The following is a 17,246-nucleotide window of genomic DNA, read 5'->3' as shown; positions in this document are numbered from 1 at the left end:
CCTGCGAGGCCTCAGGCGGCGCTTTTGGCGCGCTCAAAGGCGTCTAATGTCTTTTTACGTGCGGCCTTATGATCCACGATTGGCGCCGGATAATCGAGTTTCTTATGATGCTTCTCCGCCCAGCGGTGCGGCTGGTGAATATCGCTGTCGGGGACATCGGCCAGTTCCGGCAGATAGTGGCGGATAAAATCGCCCTGCGGATCGAAGCGCTCGCCCTGGGTCGTCGGGTTAAAGATGCGGAAATAGGGTGCGGCGTCCGTCCCGGTTGACGCGGCCCACTGCCAGCCGCCATTGTTCGCCGCCAGATCGCCATCAATCAGTTGCTGCATAAAATAGCGCTCCCCTTCGCGCCAGTCGATCAGCAGATCTTTCACCAGAAAGCTGGCGGTGATCATGCGTAACCGGTTATGCATCCAGCCCATCTCCTTCATCTGCCGCATCGCAGCGTCAACGATCGGAAAGCCCGTTTTCCCCGCTTTCCAGGCGTCGAAATGGGCCTCATTGCGCTGCCATTCCACCCGGTGCGTCCAGTCAACAAAGGGCTTATGGCGGCACAGGGAGGGATAGGCGACCAGCAGATGCCGGTAAAATTCGCGCCAGATGAGCTCATTCAGCCAGGTAAATGCGCGGCTGTTGTCCAGCGCATCGGGATGTTCATGCAGGACACGATGCAGACACTGGCGGGGTGACAGTACGCCTGTTGCCAGATAAACCGACAGACGGCTGGTCGCATCCAGCGCAGGCAGATCGCGTTTGTCGGGATAGTCCAGCACCGGCTGTTTGGCGAAGTGGCGCAGACGCTTCAGCGCCGCAGTTTCGCCTGGCGGAAAAAGATCCCGGTCAAACTCGCCTTTGGGGTAGTCAAATGCAGGAATCGCCTGAGTCTTCAGCGGTGCGCCTTCACGCGCTTTTGGCGCAGGGACGCACTCCGGCAATCCCTGCTGAAGACGTCGGACAAAAGCTTTGCTGAAGGGCGTGAACACCTTATACATGGAGCGGTCGCCGCTCTGTACGCTACCGGGTGCCAGCAGCAGACTGTCATCAAATCCCTGACAGATAACCCCCGCTTTGTCGAGACGCTTTTCAGCTTCTGCATCACGCTGACGCTCATTGACCTCATACTGATAGTTATAGAAAAGCTGGTCGACCTTCTGCTTTTCACAAAACGCTTCCAGAGCATCAATGCTGTCGCTGAAGGTGTTACACGCCTGGTAGTGCAGTCTGATGCCCCGCTCTGCCAGCGCATCCTGCACTTCCAGCAGGCTGGCGTGGATAAAGGCAGCCTGTTTAGGTGACATCTCATGCTGTTGCCACTGTTCCGGCGTCGCCAGGAAGAGCGCAATGACGTTCGCCTTGCTGTCGCGACAGGCGGCGTGCAGCGCCAGATTATCGTTGATGCGTAAGTCGTTACGCAGCCAGACCAGATGGGTGGTCATACGCCTCCTGAATTACTGTCCGTAGCGTAAGCACAAGGCTTCGGGATAAGGGTCAAAATAACGTTGCTGAGCCAGCCACGGATGCGGGAACTCCGCCATGTAGTGCTTAAGGATGGTGATCGGCACTAGCAGCGGCTGCGTCCCCTGGCGATAGCGATCAATCAGCGTGGCCAGCTCCTGACGCTGTGGCGAGCTGAGCTGACGGCGGAAATAGCCCTGCACGTGCATCAGGACATTGGTGTGATTGCGGCGTGACGCGGGACGAGACATCAGCGCCATCATGCGGTTGCGGTATTCAAACGCAAAGGCGTCCAGCGAATCCCACTGACTCATGGAAGCGACAAAAGGTCCCAGCTCGCGATATTTTTCCTGCGAGTGCGCCAGCATCATCAGCTTGTAGCGGCTATGGAAGGCGATCAGCCCGTGGCGGGTCAGTCCCTGTTGCCACATCTGATTAAACTCATGCAGCGCACAGATGCGGCCGATGAAGTTTTCACGCAGCGCCGGATCGTGCAGGCGACCATCTTCTTCCAGCGGCAGCCAGGGCATTTCGCGCTGCAGAAATTCAGCGAAGATGCCGGTGCCGACTTTGCGGTTGTTGTTGGTGTCAGGTTCATAGACCCGCACACGCTCCATGCCACAGCTGGGGGATTTGGCACACAGGATGTAGCCCGAAAGATGATGCAGCGATTTTACCCGCTCTGCCGACCAGTCACGCATCTGGCGGGTGACTTCTTCCCCGCCATCTTTGCTGAAGCAGAGATGCAGCTCATCATCATCGCCCTGTTTCACCAGCCGTAATGCCGGACGCGGTGTAGGCAGGCCAATCGCCATTTCAGGACAGATCGGCTCAAAACGGACAAAGGGCATAAGATCCTGGGTCGCAAAAGTAAGACGCTTATGGCCACCATCAAACCTGACGCTATCGCCGAGCAGGCATGCACTGATTCCAACGGGGATTTTATTGCTCATACTTGTACAACCTCTGAAATCTTGTAGAGGTTTAAGTGTAGCGTAAAATAGTCAGGAAGACAGCGTTAAAGCAACAGGTTGCTCTCATTATTGTAGAAAAAAAGTAAAAAAAAGCCCGGTCTGCTGACCGGGCCTGCTTGCTGACAGGAGGCTTTACCAGAAGACGCCGCCTGCTGCTTCTGACTGGGCCAGCCAGACCGGTTTAGCGCTGGTTTTACACCAGATGCGGTGCAGATAGCTGTAGAAACGGGCGCGATCCTGGCGAAAAAGCATGACAGGAAGCGCGATAACGCCGAGAAGAACCACCAGCGTGCGGCGTGCAATAATTTTGTAGCGTGGATAAGCCTGATACATGGTTTTTCCTCCCGGCGAGCGAAACGGTGCGAATGTGATCTGTGTCTGACTTTACGCCAGATTGTGTAATTTTACTACTCGTCTGACCACTTAATTACCGCTATTTTTGCTGTTTAAGAATCAGCCTGTAATTAAGTTACACAAAGGTTATCGCAAGGTTATTGAAGAGTTGAAAGTGGCCGAACGATGAAGCCGCCGGACGGCAGCCAGAAATATTGATAAAGTAGCGCTTCGGCACCCCGTTAAGGCAGGTATTGCGTGACCACGGTTTTGATCGTTGAAGATGAAAAAGAGATCCGTCGCTTTGTCCGGCTCGCACTGGAGAGTGAAGCCCTTAAAGTTTTTGATGCAGATACGCTGCAGCGCGGACTGATTGAGGCGGCGACCCGTAAACCCGATCTGGTTATCCTGGATCTGGGCCTGCCGGATGGGGATGGCACCGATTTTATCCGCGATCTGCGCCAGTGGAGCGCCATGCCGGTGATTGTGTTATCCGCGCGCAGTGATGAGCAGGATAAGATCGCGGCACTGGATGCCGGTGCGGATGACTATCTGACCAAACCCTTTGGCATCGGCGAACTGATGGCGCGCGTGCGGGTTGCGCTGCGCCGTCATAGCAGCCAGCAGCCCGACGCCCGGGTTCATTTTGCCGATGTCAGTGTCGATTTTGCCGCACGACGGGTGCAGCGCGGCGACAGTGAGGTTCACCTCACTCCTATTGAATTTCGCCTGCTGAGTATTCTGCTGAACAATGCCGGGAAGGTGCTGACACAGCGGCAACTGCTGAGCCAGGTCTGGGGACCGAATGCGGTGGAGCACAGCCACTATCTGCGTATCTATATGGGACATCTGCGTCAGAAGCTGGAAGCCAACCCGACACAGCCTGCCCATCTGCTGACAGAAACCGGCATCGGCTACCGTTTTATGCCATGAAAAAAGGCGCCAGAGGCGCCTGCAGAAAGCTGACAAAGCCCAGGTCGGATCAATCTGACCGCAATACTCAGGCTCAAGGCGCAGGGAACACGGACAGAAGAGGAAAGCGTCCCGCGCCAGGGATGGCGCGGGACGAGCCTGTCATGGATGACGGCTTTTGCGTCTTTCCGATCTGTCCGTGTTCCCTGAGCTGCACGGCCTCACAGCAATGAGAACCGCGCCTTGTCACTTACTCTGAGGCGCCCGCGGCGCCTTTTCATTGCCCGACGGATCAGGCGTTTTTCAGCACTTCGCTGACAATCTCTACGGCTTCTTTCTCGATCTGCGCGCGGTGTTCTGCGCCCAGGAAGCTTTCACAGTAAATCTTGTAGGCGTCTTCAGTGCCTGACGGACGGGCCGCAAACCAGCCATTCTCCGTCATCACTTTCAGACCGCCAATGGATGCGCCATTGCCCGGTGCTGCCGTCAGGCGAGCGGTGATCGGGTCACCTGCCAGCGTATCCGCGCTGACCATCTCAGGAGAGAGCTTCGACAGCGCCGCTTTCTGCGCGGAAGTCGCTGATGCCTGCAGACGGTTGTAGCTAGGAGCACCAAAGCGTGCAGCCAGCTCATCGTAATGCTGCTGAGGGTTTTTACCGGTCACGGCAGTAATCTCAGCCGCCAGCAGACACATGATGATGCCATCTTTGTCCGTTGACCACGGCGTACCATCGAAACGCAGGAATGAGGCACCCGCGCTCTCTTCGCCACCGAAGCCGAAGCTGCCGTCATACAGACCATCAACAAACCACTTGAAGCCGACCGGCACTTCCACCAGCTTGCGACCAATGTCATTAACCACACGGTCAATCATGGCGCTGGAAACCAGCGTTTTGCCGACGGCAACGTCCTGGCCCCACTGCGGACGATGCTGGAACAGGTAGTTAATCGCCACAGCCAGATAGTGGTTTGGATTCATCAGACCCGCCGGGGTCACAATGCCGTGACGGTCATAATCAGGATCGTTACCGAATGCCAGATCAAACTTGTCGCGGTAAGCCAGCAGGCCTGCCATGGCGCTTTCAGACGAGCAGTCCATGCGCACCACGCCATCTTTATCCAGATGCATAAAGCGGAAAGTCTGATCGACCGCGTCATTGACCAGCGTCAGATCCAGCTTGTAGTGTTCCGCAATGCGCTGCCAGTAGGCGATACCTGAACCACCAAGCGGGTCAACGCCCAGCTTCAGGCCTGCTTTCTGGATAGCCGGGAAATCGATAATTTCGGCCAGGCCTTCAACGTAAGGCTGAATCAAATCTTTCTCGACCACATGACCGCTGGCCAGTGCCTGCTCCAGTGGCAGACGCTTAACCTCTTTCAGGCCATCTTTGATCAGCTGATTAGCGCGATCTTCCACCACTTTGGTGACGTTGGTATCAGCTGGTCCGCCATTAGGTGGGTTGTACTTGATGCCGCCATCTTCCGGTGGGTTATGGGACGGCGTAATCACGATGCCGTCAGCCAGCGGGCCACCCGATTTGTTGTGCTCAAGGATCGCATTTGAGATGGCAGGGGTCGGCGTATAGCCATTGTCCTGCTGCACAATCACGTCAACGCCATTCGCTGCCAGCACTTCCAGCACCGACAGGATTGCCGGCTCAGAAAGCGCATGCGTATCTTTGCCGACGTAGCAAGGCCCGGTGATGCCGTTCTTTTTACGCTCTTCAGCAATCGCCTGTGCAATCGCCAGAATGTGCATCTCGTTGAAGCTTTGACGCCCTGCACTGCCGCGATGGCCAGAGGTGCCAAATTTCACCGCATGTTCCGGATTCGCCACATCGGGCTGCAGGACATAATATTGTGACGTTAATTGTGCAACGTTAATCAAATCGCTCTGCTGGGCGGGTTGCCCGGCACGTGGGTGATTGGCCATCGGCGCTGCTCCCTGACGCTTAAGTTTTAGATGGTGCCGCAAACTTTTTCGGTGAGTTCCGCAGGGAACTGCATCGACAGCATGATGTGTTCGATCATGCTGCATTTACGGCCGGTATTGGTGTTGGTGATCACCCAGTACGGCGTGCCGGGCACATGCTTCGGCTTAGTATGGGTGCCATTCTGCAACAGCGTATGCTCATCACCTGCAAAGTAGACGCGGGTGCGGCCCTGCAGCGATGCAGTGGCCTCAGCAAAGGCTGCGGTATCAAGACGATAGAGCGTTGACAAAACGAGCATAAAGCGATTGACCGCCCGCTTCTGCTCCGCATATTCATCGGAGAGCAGCAGCTCACGCATCGCGCGCACACGATCCTGCGGGCGCGAACCCGCAGGCGCAGACGGCGCCTCTTTCGCTGCATCTTTTGAGGCAGGCTGAGCCGGCGAAGCGGGTGCCGTCTGACCGGCCGTAAACTTCAGCATACGACGCAGAATGTCAGATGCGCTTTCACCAATGTGCTGCGTGTGGCTGGCAATATAACGGTAGAGCTCTTCGTCAACTTCGATCGTTTTCATCTTATTCCGTACGGTTCTTTCTCATGACAGAACCACCTCTTTCCTGAAAAGCCCTGAGTATAGTCAGACAATTCAACGGATGTGCGGGTTCTAACATGAGGATTATAAAGTTAAATTCAGGCGGGTTGTTAGCAATCAAACGGTTTACGGGCAAAAGTCAGAATATGTCCTAATGCCGCCGGAACCGGCGCGCCTGAAAAGGTGAAACCATGATAACCTAAGCTCAGGTCTCAAACTTAAGAACTTTGCTATGATTTTGAACGCCCGTCTGCAAACTGAACAATCCCCTGCTGATTCTCTGCCCATCCTGCTTATTCACGGTCTGTTTGGCAGTCTTGACAACCTCGGCGTGCTGGCCCGTGGCCTGAAAGATGCCGGGCCACTGCTGCAGGTGGATGTCCGTAACCATGGACTCTCGCCGCGATCGGAGGAGATGAACTACGCTGTAATGGCGCAGGATATGGTCGATACGCTGGATGCGCACGGCATCGATCGCGTCGCGGTCATCGGTCATTCGATGGGCGGTAAAATCGCCATGACCATGAGCGCGCTGGTGCCGGATCGCATTGAGCGGCTGGTGATGATCGATATCGCGCCGGTCGATTATCAGACCCGGCGTCACGACCTGATCTTTGCCGGAATTCGCGCCGTCTCAGAGGCAGGCGTGACGCTACGCAGCGAGGCGGCCCGCATTATGCGGCCGGTGATTGAAGAAGAAGGGGTCATTCAGTTCCTGCTGAAGTCATTTCATGACGGCCAATGGCGCTTTAACGTGCCGGTGCTGTGGGATAACTACCCTACCCTTTCTGGCTGGCAGCCTGTTCCCGCCTGGCCTCATCCGGCTCTCTTTATCCGCGGCGGCGACTCCAGTTACCTGGATAACCGCTATCGCGATGCGTTACTTCAGCAGTTCCCGGCGGCGCAGGCCCACGTGATCGGCGGTGCAGGCCACTGGGTGCATGCTGAGAAGCCCGATGCCGTTTTGCGCAGTGTGCGGCGCTTTTTTGCGCTTTAAAAGCAAATAGATGGCAGTAAAGGTTTAGGATTGGCGTCCGGAGTAAGCGTGCAGTATGATGGCGCGCTAAAATTTTGCCGCAGGTCGATTTTTCTGCGGCAACGGCCAATAATTTATAATCTGCGCGGTGAGCGTCTGGCGCCCGCACCCATTCAGTTTTACTAAGCCATGGCAAAAGAACACACTGACCGCACGACGCTCGATCTGTTTGCTGATGAGCGCCGCCCGGGTCGCCCCAAAACCAGTCCGCTTTCGCGTGATGAACAGCTGCGCATCAATAAGCGCAATCAACTGAAACGTGACAAAGGGCGCGGACTGCGTCGTGTCGAACTGAAAATGAACAGTGAGGCCGTCGATGCACTCAATTCGCTGGCCGCGCAGCGTAATCTCAGCCGCAGCGAACTGATTGAACAGATGCTGCTGGCGCAGCTCAAACTGGATTGATGCGGGCAAATCGCACGCAGGAGCAAATGTCGAGGCTTTAACCGTTCCGCGGGTTTGTCTCGTCTGCTATTATTCGCAGAAATGTGCTGCGGCACACATCTCATTATCAGGATTTAAGAGGTTATTTTACTCATGGCACTCGTAGGCATCTTCTTTGGCAGCGATACCGGCAACACCGAAAACATTGCAAAAATGATCCAGAAACAGCTGGGTAAAGATGTTGCAGAAGTGCATGACATCGCGAAAAGTACAAAAGAAGACCTGGAAGCGTTTGATATCCTGCTGCTGGGCATCCCGACCTGGTACTACGGTGAAGCGCAGTGCGACTGGGATGACTTCTTCCCGACGCTGGAAGAGATCGATTTCAACGGCAAGCTGGTTGCCCTGTTTGGCTGTGGCGACCAGGAAGATTACGCTGAATATTTCTGTGATGCGATGGGCACAATCCGCGACATTATCGAGCCGCACGGCGCCGTTATCGTGGGTCACTGGCCAACAGAAGGCTACCATTTCGAAGCCTCAAAAGGTCTGGCTGATGAGACGCACTTCCTGGGCCTGGCCATTGACGAAGATCGTCAGCCTGAGCTGACCAGCCAGCGCGTTGATCAGTGGGTTAAGCAGATTTTTGATGAACTGCAGCTGAAAGAGATCATCGAAGCCTGATGCACCCCGCCTCAATGTGAGCGCCAGCTCACATTGAGGCAATGGAATTTCCTATAGAAATAATAGCCACATTTTTTTAACTTTCTTCGTTTAATCTGTAGAATACCCGCATCGATCTTCCGCGTATTAGCTCAGGCGGTATGACGCAGTGATGTACTGAAAGACCTCTGCCAGAATCCTCCCCGGCCCGGTGAAGCTTCCCCCATCGCCCATGATGATTCACGGCCCTCAGGTTTTCATTTCATCCCCTGAGCTCTATAATGAGACGCAAATGCGAATGAGCACAGATCGACATTCAAGGCGACAAGCCACAAAAGTGAATATTAGTAACAGGACAAAATCCGCATGACTGACAACAACACCGCATTAAAGAAGGCTGGCCTGAAAGTGACACTGCCCAGACTGAAAATTCTGGAAGTGCTTCAGGAACCTGAGTGCCATCACGTCAGCGCGGAAGATTTGTATAAACGCCTGATCGACATCGGCGAAGAGATTGGCCTGGCCACCGTTTACCGCGTGCTGAACCAGTTCGACGACGCCGGTATTGTGACCCGTCACAACTTTGAAGGCGGCAAATCCGTTTTCGAACTGACGCAGCAGCATCACCACGATCACCTGATCTGCCTGGACTGTGGCAAGGTTATTGAGTTCAGCGATGAATCCATCGAAACGCGTCAGCGTGAAATCGCGACCCGCCACGGCATCAAGCTGACCAACCACAGCCTCTATCTGTACGGACACTGTACGCTGGGCGACTGCCGTGAAGATGAGACCCTGCACGACCAGTAATCTGGCGTGCGGAAATAAAAAAACCGGTTACGTGACCGGTTTTTTTTCGTCTGTGCTCAGCTGAACCCTCAGGCCACCAGCGTCTCCTGCAGATAACGCCAGCGTGGATTCGAGCTGCTGCAATCCAGAATCGCCAGCGAAATACGGCTCTGGTTATTGCCATTCAGCATCTGCATCTCACGATACTGCACGGTGATCTCATTTTCGTGATGAGAGAGTATGACGTGCTCACAGGTCGCAATTCGCATCCCTTCCCGCTGCCCCTGCAGCTGTCGGAACAGCTCTTCGACCGCGTTAAGATCGTACTCTTTACCTTTTGGCGTCACCATGCGGAAATCAGGATGGAAAAAGGACATCATCAGCTCAAAGCTGTCATCCGATCCGGCAGGCTGATTAAAAATACGTTCAATGAGCTGATGTAAAACGACGACACTGTGTTTGGCTTCCTGAGCGAGGACTGGCATTTTTTTTCCTTATATAACCCGCTTTGCTACCTCTTAGAGCGCATAGCCTACCTGAAAGCGGACAATTCACATCCTGAAATTGATTAATTTTTTTAAACTCAGATTTCTCTCACAAGGCAGTCTGAGCAGGATTTGCGTTAAGCCAGAATAAACGTCGGCAATTCTCAACACAGGGGCAATAAAAAAGGGCGATTAATCGCCCTTTTGTCATTTTATGAGGTCAGCCCTAAACGATTATTCGCCCGTTTTAGCCCAGGTATCGCGAAGCCCCACGGTGCGGTTAAACACCAGCTGCGTCGGTTTAGAGTAAACGCTGTCGGCGCAGAAATAGCCCTCTCGCTCAAACTGGAACGGGGTGGCTGCTTCCACATCGCGCAGGCTCGGTTCGACGAAACCATTTTTGATGCTCAGTGAATCAGGGTTGATCACCGCCAGGAAATCTTCAGCCGCCGCCGGATTCGGCACGCTGAACAGTCGGTCATAGAGGCGGAACTCGGCAGGCTGCGCATGATCCGCAGACACCCAGTGAATCACCCCCTTCACCTTGCGGCCATCGGCCGGATCTTTGCTCAGGGTATCCACATCGCTGGTGCAGTAGATGCAGGTAATGTTGCCCGCTTCATCTTTGGCTACCCGCTCTGCACGGATCACATAGGCATTGCGCAGACGGACTTCTTTGCCCAGAACCAGACGTTTATATTGTTTGTTCGCCTCTTCGCGGAAATCTGCACGGTCAATCCAGATCTCACGGCTGAACGGCACTTCACGCGTGCCCATTTCCGGTTTACCCGGATGGTTAGGCATGGTGATGACCTCGTTATGACCGGCGGGCAGGTTTTCGATCACCACTTTCAGGGGATCGAGTACTGCCATCGCGCGTGGCGCATTTTCGTTCAGATCATCACGGATGCAGGATTCCAGTGACGCCATCTCGACGATGTTATCCTGCTTGGTCACGCCAATACGACGGCAGAACTCACGGATAGAAGCTGCGGTGTAACCACGACGGCGCAGACCTGAAACGGTCAGCATGCGCGGATCGTCCCACCCTTCTACGTGCTTCTCGGTCACCAGCTGAGTGAGTTTGCGTTTTGACATCACCGCATACTCCAGATTCAGGCGCGAGAACTCATACTGGCGCGGATGAACCGGAATCGTGATGTTGTCCAGCACCCAGTCATAAAGACGGCGGTTGTCCTGGAACTCCAGCGTACAGAGCGAGTGCGTAATGCCTTCCAGCGCATCGGAAATGCAGTGGGTAAAGTCATACATCGGGTAGATGCACCACTTGTTGCCGGTCTGGTGATGTTCTGCAAACTTGATGCGGTAAAGCACCGGATCGCGCATAACGATGAAGTTCGAAGCCATATCGATTTTGGCGCGCAGACAGGCTGTGCCTTCCGCAAAGCCACCGTTTCGCATTTTTTCAAACAGCGCCAGGTTCTCTTCCACGCTGCGATCGCGATACGGGCTGTTTTTGCCCGGCTCTTTCAGGGTGCCACGATATTCGCGAATCTGATCCGGGCTCAGCTCATCAACGTAAGCCAGCCCTTTGGTAATCAGCTCAACGGCATAGTTGTAGAGCTGATCGAAATAGTCTGATGAGTAGCAGACTTCACCGCTCCACTCAAAACCCAGCCACTGGACGTCACGCTTGATGGATTCAACGAATTCCATATCCTCTTTAACCGGATTGGTATCGTCGAAACGCAGGTTGCATTGCCCCTGATAATCCTGGGCGATGCCAAAATTCAGACAGATCGATTTCGCATGACCAATGTGCAGATAGCCATTGGGCTCCGGCGGAAAACGGGTATGCACGCTGCTGTGCTTACCGCTCGCCAAATCTTCGTCAATGATCTGACGAATAAAGTTAGTTGGGCGGGCTTCAGCCTCACTCATCTCAAAAATCCTCAATACGAATAACGGGTGATTTGTACCACGAAGTAACGGAGTATGATCCACAAAGCGTCTGAGGGAAACAACCGTTTGTTAAGCCTTTAAAACAAAAAAGGCAGGAATCGCTTCCTGCCTGTGGGGTTCTGTTGCGGGGATTAGCCTTTCACTTCATACAGCGGGGTTTCACCTGCGACGACCGGACCGTGGGCCAGGCGTGTCAGACCCGCGAAATCTTCACTGTTACTGACCACCACCGGACTCACCATTGAGCGGGCATTCGCGTTCAGGAATTCAAGATCCATCTCCAGCACCGGCTGACCGGCTACCACGCTGGCACCCTCTTCCGCCAGCCGGGTGAAGCCTTTTCCGTCCAGCGCCACGGTATCGAGTCCCATGTGAACCACGATCTCGACACCATTATCGGTTTCCAGACAGAACGCATGATTGGTATTGAAGATTTTCACCAGCGTTCCGGCAATCGGTGCCACAACCCATTTGTCGCTGGGTTTGATGGCCAGCCCGTCGCCTACCGCTTTGCTGGCAAAGGCTTCATCCGGAACCGCATCCAGTGCCACGACCTCTCCCGTTACCGGTGCCAGCAGCGTCGCAATAACGCGCTTCTCACTGTTCAGCACGGCCTGCGGTTTAACCTCCGGCTCTGCCGCTGGCGTCGTGCCGGAAGCAGCAGCCGCGACCGGGCCTTTAGCCAGCACTTTTTTCATGGCGGAGGCGATGCCTTCGGCCTGGGTGCCGACAATGATCTGCACGCTCTGTTTATTCAGACGGATAACGCCGGACGCGCCCAGACGCTTCGCCACGCTCTCATTAACCTGAGCGGAATCATTAACGTTCAGACGCAGACGGGTGATGCAGGCGTCAATGCTGGTCAGGTTAGCGGAGCCACCGACCGCACCGATGTAGCGACGTGCCAGGGATTCCGTGGCGCTTTCGCCGTTATCGCTGTTGTCCACGTTGACGTCATAACCATCGCTTTCATCACCGGCCACCGCCAGCTCGCGGCCAGGGGTCATCAGATTGAATTTTTTGATGGTGAAGCGGAAGACCACGTAATAGATAGCAAAGAACACCAGCCCCTGCGGGATCAGCATGTACCAGTGGGTCGCCAGCGGGTTACGGGTCGACAGCACCATATCCACCAGCCCGGCGCTGAAACCAAATCCGGCGATCCAGTGCATGCTGGCGGCGATGAAGACAGAAATACCGGTCAGTACGGCGTGGATCAGATAGAGCACCGGTGCCACGAACATGAAGGAGAACTCCAGCGGTTCAGTGATACCGGTAAAGAAGGCGGCAAACGCAGCAGCCAGCATGATACTGCCCACTTTGACGCGATTTTCAGGACGCGCGCAGTGATAGATAGCCAGCGCAGCGCCAGGCAGACCAAACATCATGATCGGGAAGAAGCCCGCCTGATAGCGACCGGTGATGCCCACGGTGGCCGACCCATCCGCCAGTGACTGCGCACCGCCGAGGAATTTAGGAATGTCATTAATGCCGGCCACATCGAACCAGAACACGGAGTTCAGCGCGTGATGCAGACCGACCGGAATCAGCAGACGGTTAAAGAAGGCGTAAATACCGGCCCCGACCGAGCCAAGCTTCTGGATATGCTCGCCAAAGCCTACCAGACCATTGAACACCACCGGCCAGATATACATCAGGATAAAGGCGACGAAGATCATCAGGAACGAAACGAGAATCGGCACCAGCCGGCGTCCGCTGAAGAAAGAGAGCGCCTTAGGCAGTTCGACGTGGCTGAAGCGGTTATAGACTTCTGCCGAGAGAATACCGACCAGAATGCCGACAAACTGGTTTTCGATTTTGCCAAAGGCAGCAGGCACCTGAGCCAAAGGAATTTTCTGAATCATTGAGACAGCGGCTGGTGAGCAGAGCGTGGTGACCACCAGGAAGCCGACAAAGCCGGTGAGGGCCGCCGCGCCATCTTTATCTTTCGACATGCCGTAGGCGATACCGATCGCAAACAGGACTGACATGTGCTCAATAATCGCCGCACCGGACTTAATCAGCAACGCTGCCAGCGCGTTATCTGCACCCCAGCTGACGGGATCGAGGTAGTACCCTACCCCCATAAGTATCGCTGCCGCTGGCAGGGTGGCAACCGGCACCATCAGTGCCCGCCCTACCTTCTGTAAATAACTTAACATGGACCTTCCCCCTATGAGCCTGACTTGTCGCTTTGCGCCGCTTAATGTTGTTATGTCAGCTGCAAAGATTGTGAATACACTGCATGTCACGCAGCGAAGTGTAATGACAAATTAATTCGCCTCGCAAATTAAAACCCCGACATATGTGACTTTTATCACTAAAAAACATCGGGTCACACTGCAACATCTGGCTATGAATGCAAACTTATTTTATGATCCGAAATATTGAATTGCGCTCCGGCCGTGGCGAGAATAGAAAATCTGTTCAGGCTGATGATTTACGCAACGGTTCAGCGATCCCCTTTCCATTTCAAATGAGGTGAAACATGAGACTGATTCCTTTAGCGACGCCAACCCAGGTCGGCAAATGGGCCGCCCGACATATTGTTAACCGCATCAACGCGTTTAACCCGACGGCGGAAAAACCTTTCGTCCTGGGTCTGCCTACCGGCGGCACGCCACTGGAGGCATACAAACACCTGATTGATATGCACAAAGCGGGCCAGGTCAGTTTTAAGCATGTTGTGACGTTCAATATGGATGAATATGTGGGCCTGCCAAAAGAGCATCCGGAGAGTTATCACAGCTTCATGTATCGTAATTTCTTCGATCACGTTGATATTCAACCGGAAAATATCAACCTGCTGAATGGTAATGCACCCGATATTGACGCAGAATGTCGTCAGTACGAAGAGAAAATTCGCGCGCTGGGTAAAATTCACCTGTTTATGGGGGGTGTCGGTAACGACGGCCATATCGCCTTTAACGAACCGGCTTCATCGCTGGCTTCGCGAACCCGCATTAAAACCCTGACCCATGATACCCGCGTAGCGAACTCTCGCTTCTTCAACGGCGACGTTGACCAGGTGCCTAAATACGCGCTGACGGTCGGCGTCGGCACGCTGCTGGATGCAGAGGAAGTGATGATTCTGGTTACCGGCCATGTTAAAGCGCAGGCCCTGCAGGCGGCGGTTGAAGGCAACGTCAACCATATGTGGACCATCAGCTGCCTGCAGCTGCACGCAAAATCGGTGGTGGTGTGTGATGAGCCGGCCACCATGGAACTGAAAGTGAAAACCGTGAAATATTTCCGCGAAATGGAAGCGGAAAATATGAAAGGCGTGTAACAGAACATTGTCATGCCCTGCTGTTACGCTGCGTGACAGCAGGCCAGGACGGGAGAAGAGAGATGTACGCATTAGTCAACGGTCGCATCTACAGCGGTCATGAGATTCTGGATAACTACGCGGTCGTGGTTGACGGGACGCAGATTGCGCACGTCTGCCCGCGTGAAGCGGTTGCGGCGGATGTTGAATTGCGGGATGTGGCGGGTGCCATCATTGCGCCAGGCTTTATCGATCTCCAGCTTAACGGCTGTGGTGGCGTGCAGTTTAATGACGACATTGATGCGCTCAGCGTTGAAACGCTGGAGATCATGCAGCGCGCCAATGAGAAATCGGGCTGCACCAGCTTTTTACCGACGCTGATCACCAGCAGCGATGCCCTGATGAAGCGGGCCATCGAAACCATGCGCGCCTATCTGCAAAAACATCAGCATCAGGCGCTGGGTCTGCATCTGGAAGGCCCGTGGCTCAGCAAGGCGAAGAAAGGCACCCACGATCCGGCGCTGATTCGCCTGCCGGATGCGGCGATGGTGCAATATCTGTGTGACAACGCCGATGTCATCACCAAAGTGACGCTGGCGCCGGAAAATGCCGGTCGCGAGGTGATTCGACAGCTGACTGACGCCGGGATCATTGTGTCTGCCGGTCACTCCAGTGCAACGTATGAAGAGGCGAAAGCGGGCTTCTCGGCTGGCGTGAGTTTTGCGACACACCTCTACAACGCGATGCCCGCCTTTGCCGGTCGTGAACCGGGGCTTATCGGTGCGCTGTTTGATTCGCCTGATGTATACTGCGGCATTATTGCGGATGGTTTACATGTACATTACGCTAACGTGCGCAATGCTAAACGCATAAAAGGCGACAAGCTGGTGCTGGTAACGGATGCCACCGCACCGGCGGGCGCGGCAATCAGTGAGTTTATTTTTGCTGGCAAAACAATCTATTATCGTGACGGGCTCTGTGTTGACGAAAACGGCACACTCAGTGGTTCAGCCCTGACGATGATTGAAGCGGTACGGAACAGCGTCGAGCATGTGGGTATCGCACTGGACGAAGCATTGCGCATGGCATCACTCTACCCGGCACGGGCGATGGGCGTGGAAAAACAGTTAGGCTCGATCGAAGCAGGAAAAATCGCGAACCTGACTGTGTTTACGCGCGACTTTAAAATCATTAAGACGTTTGTCAACGGAGACGACGTCCTGAGCGAGTAAGCACTGAATGACCACTGGCGGCCAGTCACAAATAGGAAATGTCGATCTTGTTAAGCAACTTAATAGCGCAGCGGTTTACCGGCTGATTGATCAACAGGGGCCGATATCGCGCATTCAGATTGCCGAACTCAGCCAGCTCGCCCCCGCCAGCGTCACGAAAATTACCCGCCAGTTGATTGAGCGCGGCCTGATCAAAGAGGTAGACCAGCAGGCGTCTACCGGTGGTCGCCGCGCTATCTCGATTATCACTGAAACCCGCCACTTCCAGACCATCGGCGTCCGGCTCGGCCGTCACGATGCCACCCTTACGCTGTTTGACCTCAGCGGCAAATCGCTGGCGCAGGAGGATTATGCGCTGCCGGAACGCACCCAGGAGACGCTGGAGCATGCGCTGTTTAATGCCATCAGCGGCTTCATCGAGCAGCACCAGCGTAAAATCCGCGAGCTGATCGCCATTTCCGTGATCCTGCCCGGCCTGGTCGACCCGATTAACGGGGTGATTCGCTATATGCCGCACATCGCTGTCAGCCACTGGCCGCTGGTCGCCAGCCTGAAGAAACGCTTTAACGTTACCAGTTTTGTGGGTCACGATATCCGCAGTCTGGCGCTGGCCGAGCACTACTTCGGTGCAAGCCGCGACTGTGCTGACTCAATTCTGGTGCGGTTACACCGGGGGACCGGTGCCGGCATTATCGCCAACGGCCATATTTTTCTCGGCAGCAACGGTAACGTCGGCGAGATCGGCCACATTCAGGTCGATCCGTTAGGCGAACGCTGCCACTGCGGTAACTTTGGCTGCCTGGAAACCATTGCCGCCAATGGCGCCATTGAAAACCGTGTGCGTCACCTGCTGAATCAGGGCTACCCCAGTGTGCTGACGCTGGAGGCGTGCCAGATGCCCCACATCTGCAAAGCGGCGAATCAGGGTGATGCCCTGGCCTGTGAAGTGATCGAGTACGTGGGGCGCTATCTCGGCAAGGCGATTGCCATCGCCATCAACCTGTTTAATCCACAAAAAGTGGTGCTGGCGGGAGAGATTACCGAAGCAGAAAAAGTGCTGCTGCCCGCGATTGAGGGCTGCATCAATACCCAGGCATTAGAGGCCTTCCGTAAGCATCTGCCGGTTGTTCGTTCGACACTGGATCATCGTTCTGCGATTGGTGCCTTTGCGCTGGCTAAACGTGCCATGCTTAACGGCATTCTGCTGCAACACCTTCTGGAAGATTAAGCTCACCCGCTGCTGTGGCGGGCCACACCGGATCTGAC

At 54.8% G+C, this 17,246-nt stretch carries 16 protein-coding genes; 8 read left to right on the top strand and 8 right to left on the bottom strand.

Annotated elements, in window-relative coordinates; all coding sequences use genetic code 11:
* Positions 1-11 precede the first annotated feature (11 nt).
* The 3 genes from phrB to AC1V0D_RS01810 all read right to left on the bottom strand — a co-directional run bounded on the left by phrB (position 12) and on the right by AC1V0D_RS01810 (position 2,762).
* Complete coding sequence (gene phrB, locus AC1V0D_RS01820; RefSeq protein WP_482906900.1) at positions 12-1,436, bottom strand: deoxyribodipyrimidine photo-lyase; 1,425 nt, start codon at positions 1,434-1,436, stop codon at positions 12-14.
* A gap of 12 nt (positions 1,437-1,448) precedes the next feature.
* Positions 1,449-2,408, bottom strand: coding sequence for a YbgA family protein (locus tag AC1V0D_RS01815; RefSeq protein WP_482906899.1), 960 nt, complete (start codon positions 2,406-2,408; stop codon positions 1,449-1,451).
* 153 nt (positions 2,409-2,561) lie between these two features.
* Positions 2,562-2,762, bottom strand: coding sequence for a YbfA family protein (locus AC1V0D_RS01810; RefSeq protein WP_307744584.1), 201 nt, complete (start codon positions 2,760-2,762; stop codon positions 2,562-2,564).
* A 258-nt stretch (positions 2,763-3,020) separates the two neighbouring features.
* Here AC1V0D_RS01810 and kdpE point away from each other — a divergent pair, with 258 nt between their 5' ends.
* Positions 3,021-3,695 carry a two-component system response regulator KdpE gene (gene kdpE, locus AC1V0D_RS01805; protein ID WP_009091441.1) on the top strand — a complete coding sequence of 225 codons (675 nt, stop codon included), beginning with the start codon at positions 3,021-3,023 and terminating at the stop codon, positions 3,693-3,695.
* Positions 3,696-3,966: 271 nt separating this feature from the next.
* Here kdpE and pgm read toward each other — a convergent pair whose 3' ends face one another.
* The gene (gene pgm / locus AC1V0D_RS01800) at positions 3,967-5,607 is read right to left on the bottom strand and encodes a phosphoglucomutase (alpha-D-glucose-1,6-bisphosphate-dependent) (protein WP_009091443.1); all 1,641 of its coding nucleotides are present in this window, start codon (positions 5,605-5,607) and stop codon (positions 3,967-3,969) included.
* 26 nt (positions 5,608-5,633) lie between these two features.
* On the bottom strand, positions 5,634-6,182 hold the full coding sequence (gene seqA / locus AC1V0D_RS01795) for a replication initiation negative regulator SeqA (protein ID WP_312829637.1): 549 nt from the start codon (positions 6,180-6,182) through the stop codon (positions 5,634-5,636).
* 250 nt (positions 6,183-6,432) lie between these two features.
* Between seqA and ybfF the strand changes: the two genes are divergently transcribed.
* From ybfF to fur, 4 genes are all read left to right on the top strand, one after another.
* Positions 6,433-7,197, top strand: a complete 765-nt coding sequence (gene ybfF / locus AC1V0D_RS01790; protein WP_009091448.1) for an esterase — start codon at positions 6,433-6,435, stop codon at positions 7,195-7,197.
* Positions 7,198-7,365: 168 nt separating this feature from the next.
* Positions 7,366-7,641, top strand: coding sequence for a LexA regulated protein (ybfE, locus tag AC1V0D_RS01785; protein WP_009091450.1), 276 nt, complete (start codon positions 7,366-7,368; stop codon positions 7,639-7,641).
* Positions 7,642-7,773: 132 nt separating this feature from the next.
* On the top strand, positions 7,774-8,304 hold the full coding sequence (fldA, locus tag AC1V0D_RS01780; protein ID WP_009091452.1) for a flavodoxin FldA: 531 nt from the start codon (positions 7,774-7,776) through the stop codon (positions 8,302-8,304).
* 345 nt (positions 8,305-8,649) lie between these two features.
* Positions 8,650-9,093, top strand: coding sequence for a ferric iron uptake transcriptional regulator (gene fur / locus AC1V0D_RS01775; RefSeq protein WP_009091454.1), 444 nt, complete (start codon positions 8,650-8,652; stop codon positions 9,091-9,093).
* A gap of 68 nt (positions 9,094-9,161) precedes the next feature.
* Here fur and AC1V0D_RS01770 read toward each other — a convergent pair whose 3' ends face one another.
* The 3 genes from AC1V0D_RS01770 to nagE all read right to left on the bottom strand — a co-directional run bounded on the left by AC1V0D_RS01770 (position 9,162) and on the right by nagE (position 13,642).
* On the bottom strand, positions 9,162-9,557 hold the full coding sequence (locus AC1V0D_RS01770; RefSeq protein ID WP_009091456.1) for a hypothetical protein: 396 nt from the start codon (positions 9,555-9,557) through the stop codon (positions 9,162-9,164).
* A gap of 234 nt (positions 9,558-9,791) precedes the next feature.
* Entirely contained in the window at positions 9,792-11,459 is a 1,668-nt protein-coding gene (glnS, locus tag AC1V0D_RS01765) for a glutamine--tRNA ligase (protein WP_009091458.1), read from the bottom strand.
* Between the two features lie 152 nt (positions 11,460-11,611).
* Positions 11,612-13,642 carry an N-acetylglucosamine-specific PTS transporter subunit IIBC gene (gene nagE / locus AC1V0D_RS01760; RefSeq protein WP_482906898.1) on the bottom strand — a complete coding sequence of 677 codons (2,031 nt, stop codon included), beginning with the start codon at positions 13,640-13,642 and terminating at the stop codon, positions 11,612-11,614.
* Between the two features lie 326 nt (positions 13,643-13,968).
* Here nagE and nagB point away from each other — a divergent pair, with 326 nt between their 5' ends.
* From nagB to nagC, 3 genes are all read left to right on the top strand, one after another.
* Positions 13,969-14,769 (top strand): glucosamine-6-phosphate deaminase, encoded by an 801-nt coding sequence (nagB, locus tag AC1V0D_RS01755; RefSeq protein ID WP_009091462.1) that lies wholly within the window; start codon positions 13,969-13,971, stop codon positions 14,767-14,769.
* 62 nt (positions 14,770-14,831) lie between these two features.
* Positions 14,832-15,980, top strand: coding sequence for an N-acetylglucosamine-6-phosphate deacetylase (gene nagA / locus AC1V0D_RS01750; RefSeq protein ID WP_058956312.1), 1,149 nt, complete (start codon positions 14,832-14,834; stop codon positions 15,978-15,980).
* Positions 15,981-15,987: 7 nt separating this feature from the next.
* Positions 15,988-17,208, top strand: coding sequence for a DNA-binding transcriptional regulator NagC (nagC, locus tag AC1V0D_RS01745; protein ID WP_426608402.1), 1,221 nt, complete (start codon positions 15,988-15,990; stop codon positions 17,206-17,208).
* The last annotated feature ends 38 nt before the right edge of the window (positions 17,209-17,246 follow it).

This window comes from Pantoea sp. PA1, from assembly GCF_056856975.1.
The sequence above is the reverse complement of the archived record's forward strand: the minus strand, read 5'-3'. Positions and strand labels throughout refer to the sequence as shown.

Bases quoted from the DNA above. Each gene is read 5' to 3' on its own strand.
- nagE (WP_482906898.1), bottom strand. From the start codon at position 13,642: ATGTTAAGTTATTTACAGAAGGTAGGGCGGGCACTGATGGTGCCGGTT.
- nagB (WP_009091462.1), top strand. From the start codon at position 13,969: ATGAGACTGATTCCTTTAGCGACGCCAACCCAGGTCGGCAAATGGGCC.
- AC1V0D_RS01770 (WP_009091456.1), bottom strand. From the start codon at position 9,557: ATGCCAGTCCTCGCTCAGGAAGCCAAACACAGTGTCGTCGTTTTACAT.
- glnS (WP_009091458.1), bottom strand. From the start codon at position 11,459: ATGAGTGAGGCTGAAGCCCGCCCAACTAACTTTATTCGTCAGATCATT.
- nagA (WP_058956312.1), top strand. From the start codon at position 14,832: ATGTACGCATTAGTCAACGGTCGCATCTACAGCGGTCATGAGATTCTG.
- seqA (WP_312829637.1), bottom strand. From the start codon at position 6,182: ATGAAAACGATCGAAGTTGACGAAGAGCTCTACCGTTATATTGCCAGC.
- pgm (WP_009091443.1), bottom strand. From the start codon at position 5,607: ATGGCCAATCACCCACGTGCCGGGCAACCCGCCCAGCAGAGCGATTTG.
- phrB (WP_482906900.1), bottom strand. From the start codon at position 1,436: ATGACCACCCATCTGGTCTGGCTGCGTAACGACTTACGCATCAACGAT.
- fur (WP_009091454.1), top strand. From the start codon at position 8,650: ATGACTGACAACAACACCGCATTAAAGAAGGCTGGCCTGAAAGTGACA.
- fldA (WP_009091452.1), top strand. From the start codon at position 7,774: ATGGCACTCGTAGGCATCTTCTTTGGCAGCGATACCGGCAACACCGAA.
- nagC (WP_426608402.1), top strand. From the start codon at position 15,988: ATGACCACTGGCGGCCAGTCACAAATAGGAAATGTCGATCTTGTTAAG.
- AC1V0D_RS01810 (WP_307744584.1), bottom strand. From the start codon at position 2,762: ATGTATCAGGCTTATCCACGCTACAAAATTATTGCACGCCGCACGCTG.
- AC1V0D_RS01815 (WP_482906899.1), bottom strand. From the start codon at position 2,408: ATGAGCAATAAAATCCCCGTTGGAATCAGTGCATGCCTGCTCGGCGAT.
- ybfE (WP_009091450.1), top strand. From the start codon at position 7,366: ATGGCAAAAGAACACACTGACCGCACGACGCTCGATCTGTTTGCTGAT.
- ybfF (WP_009091448.1), top strand. From the start codon at position 6,433: ATGATTTTGAACGCCCGTCTGCAAACTGAACAATCCCCTGCTGATTCT.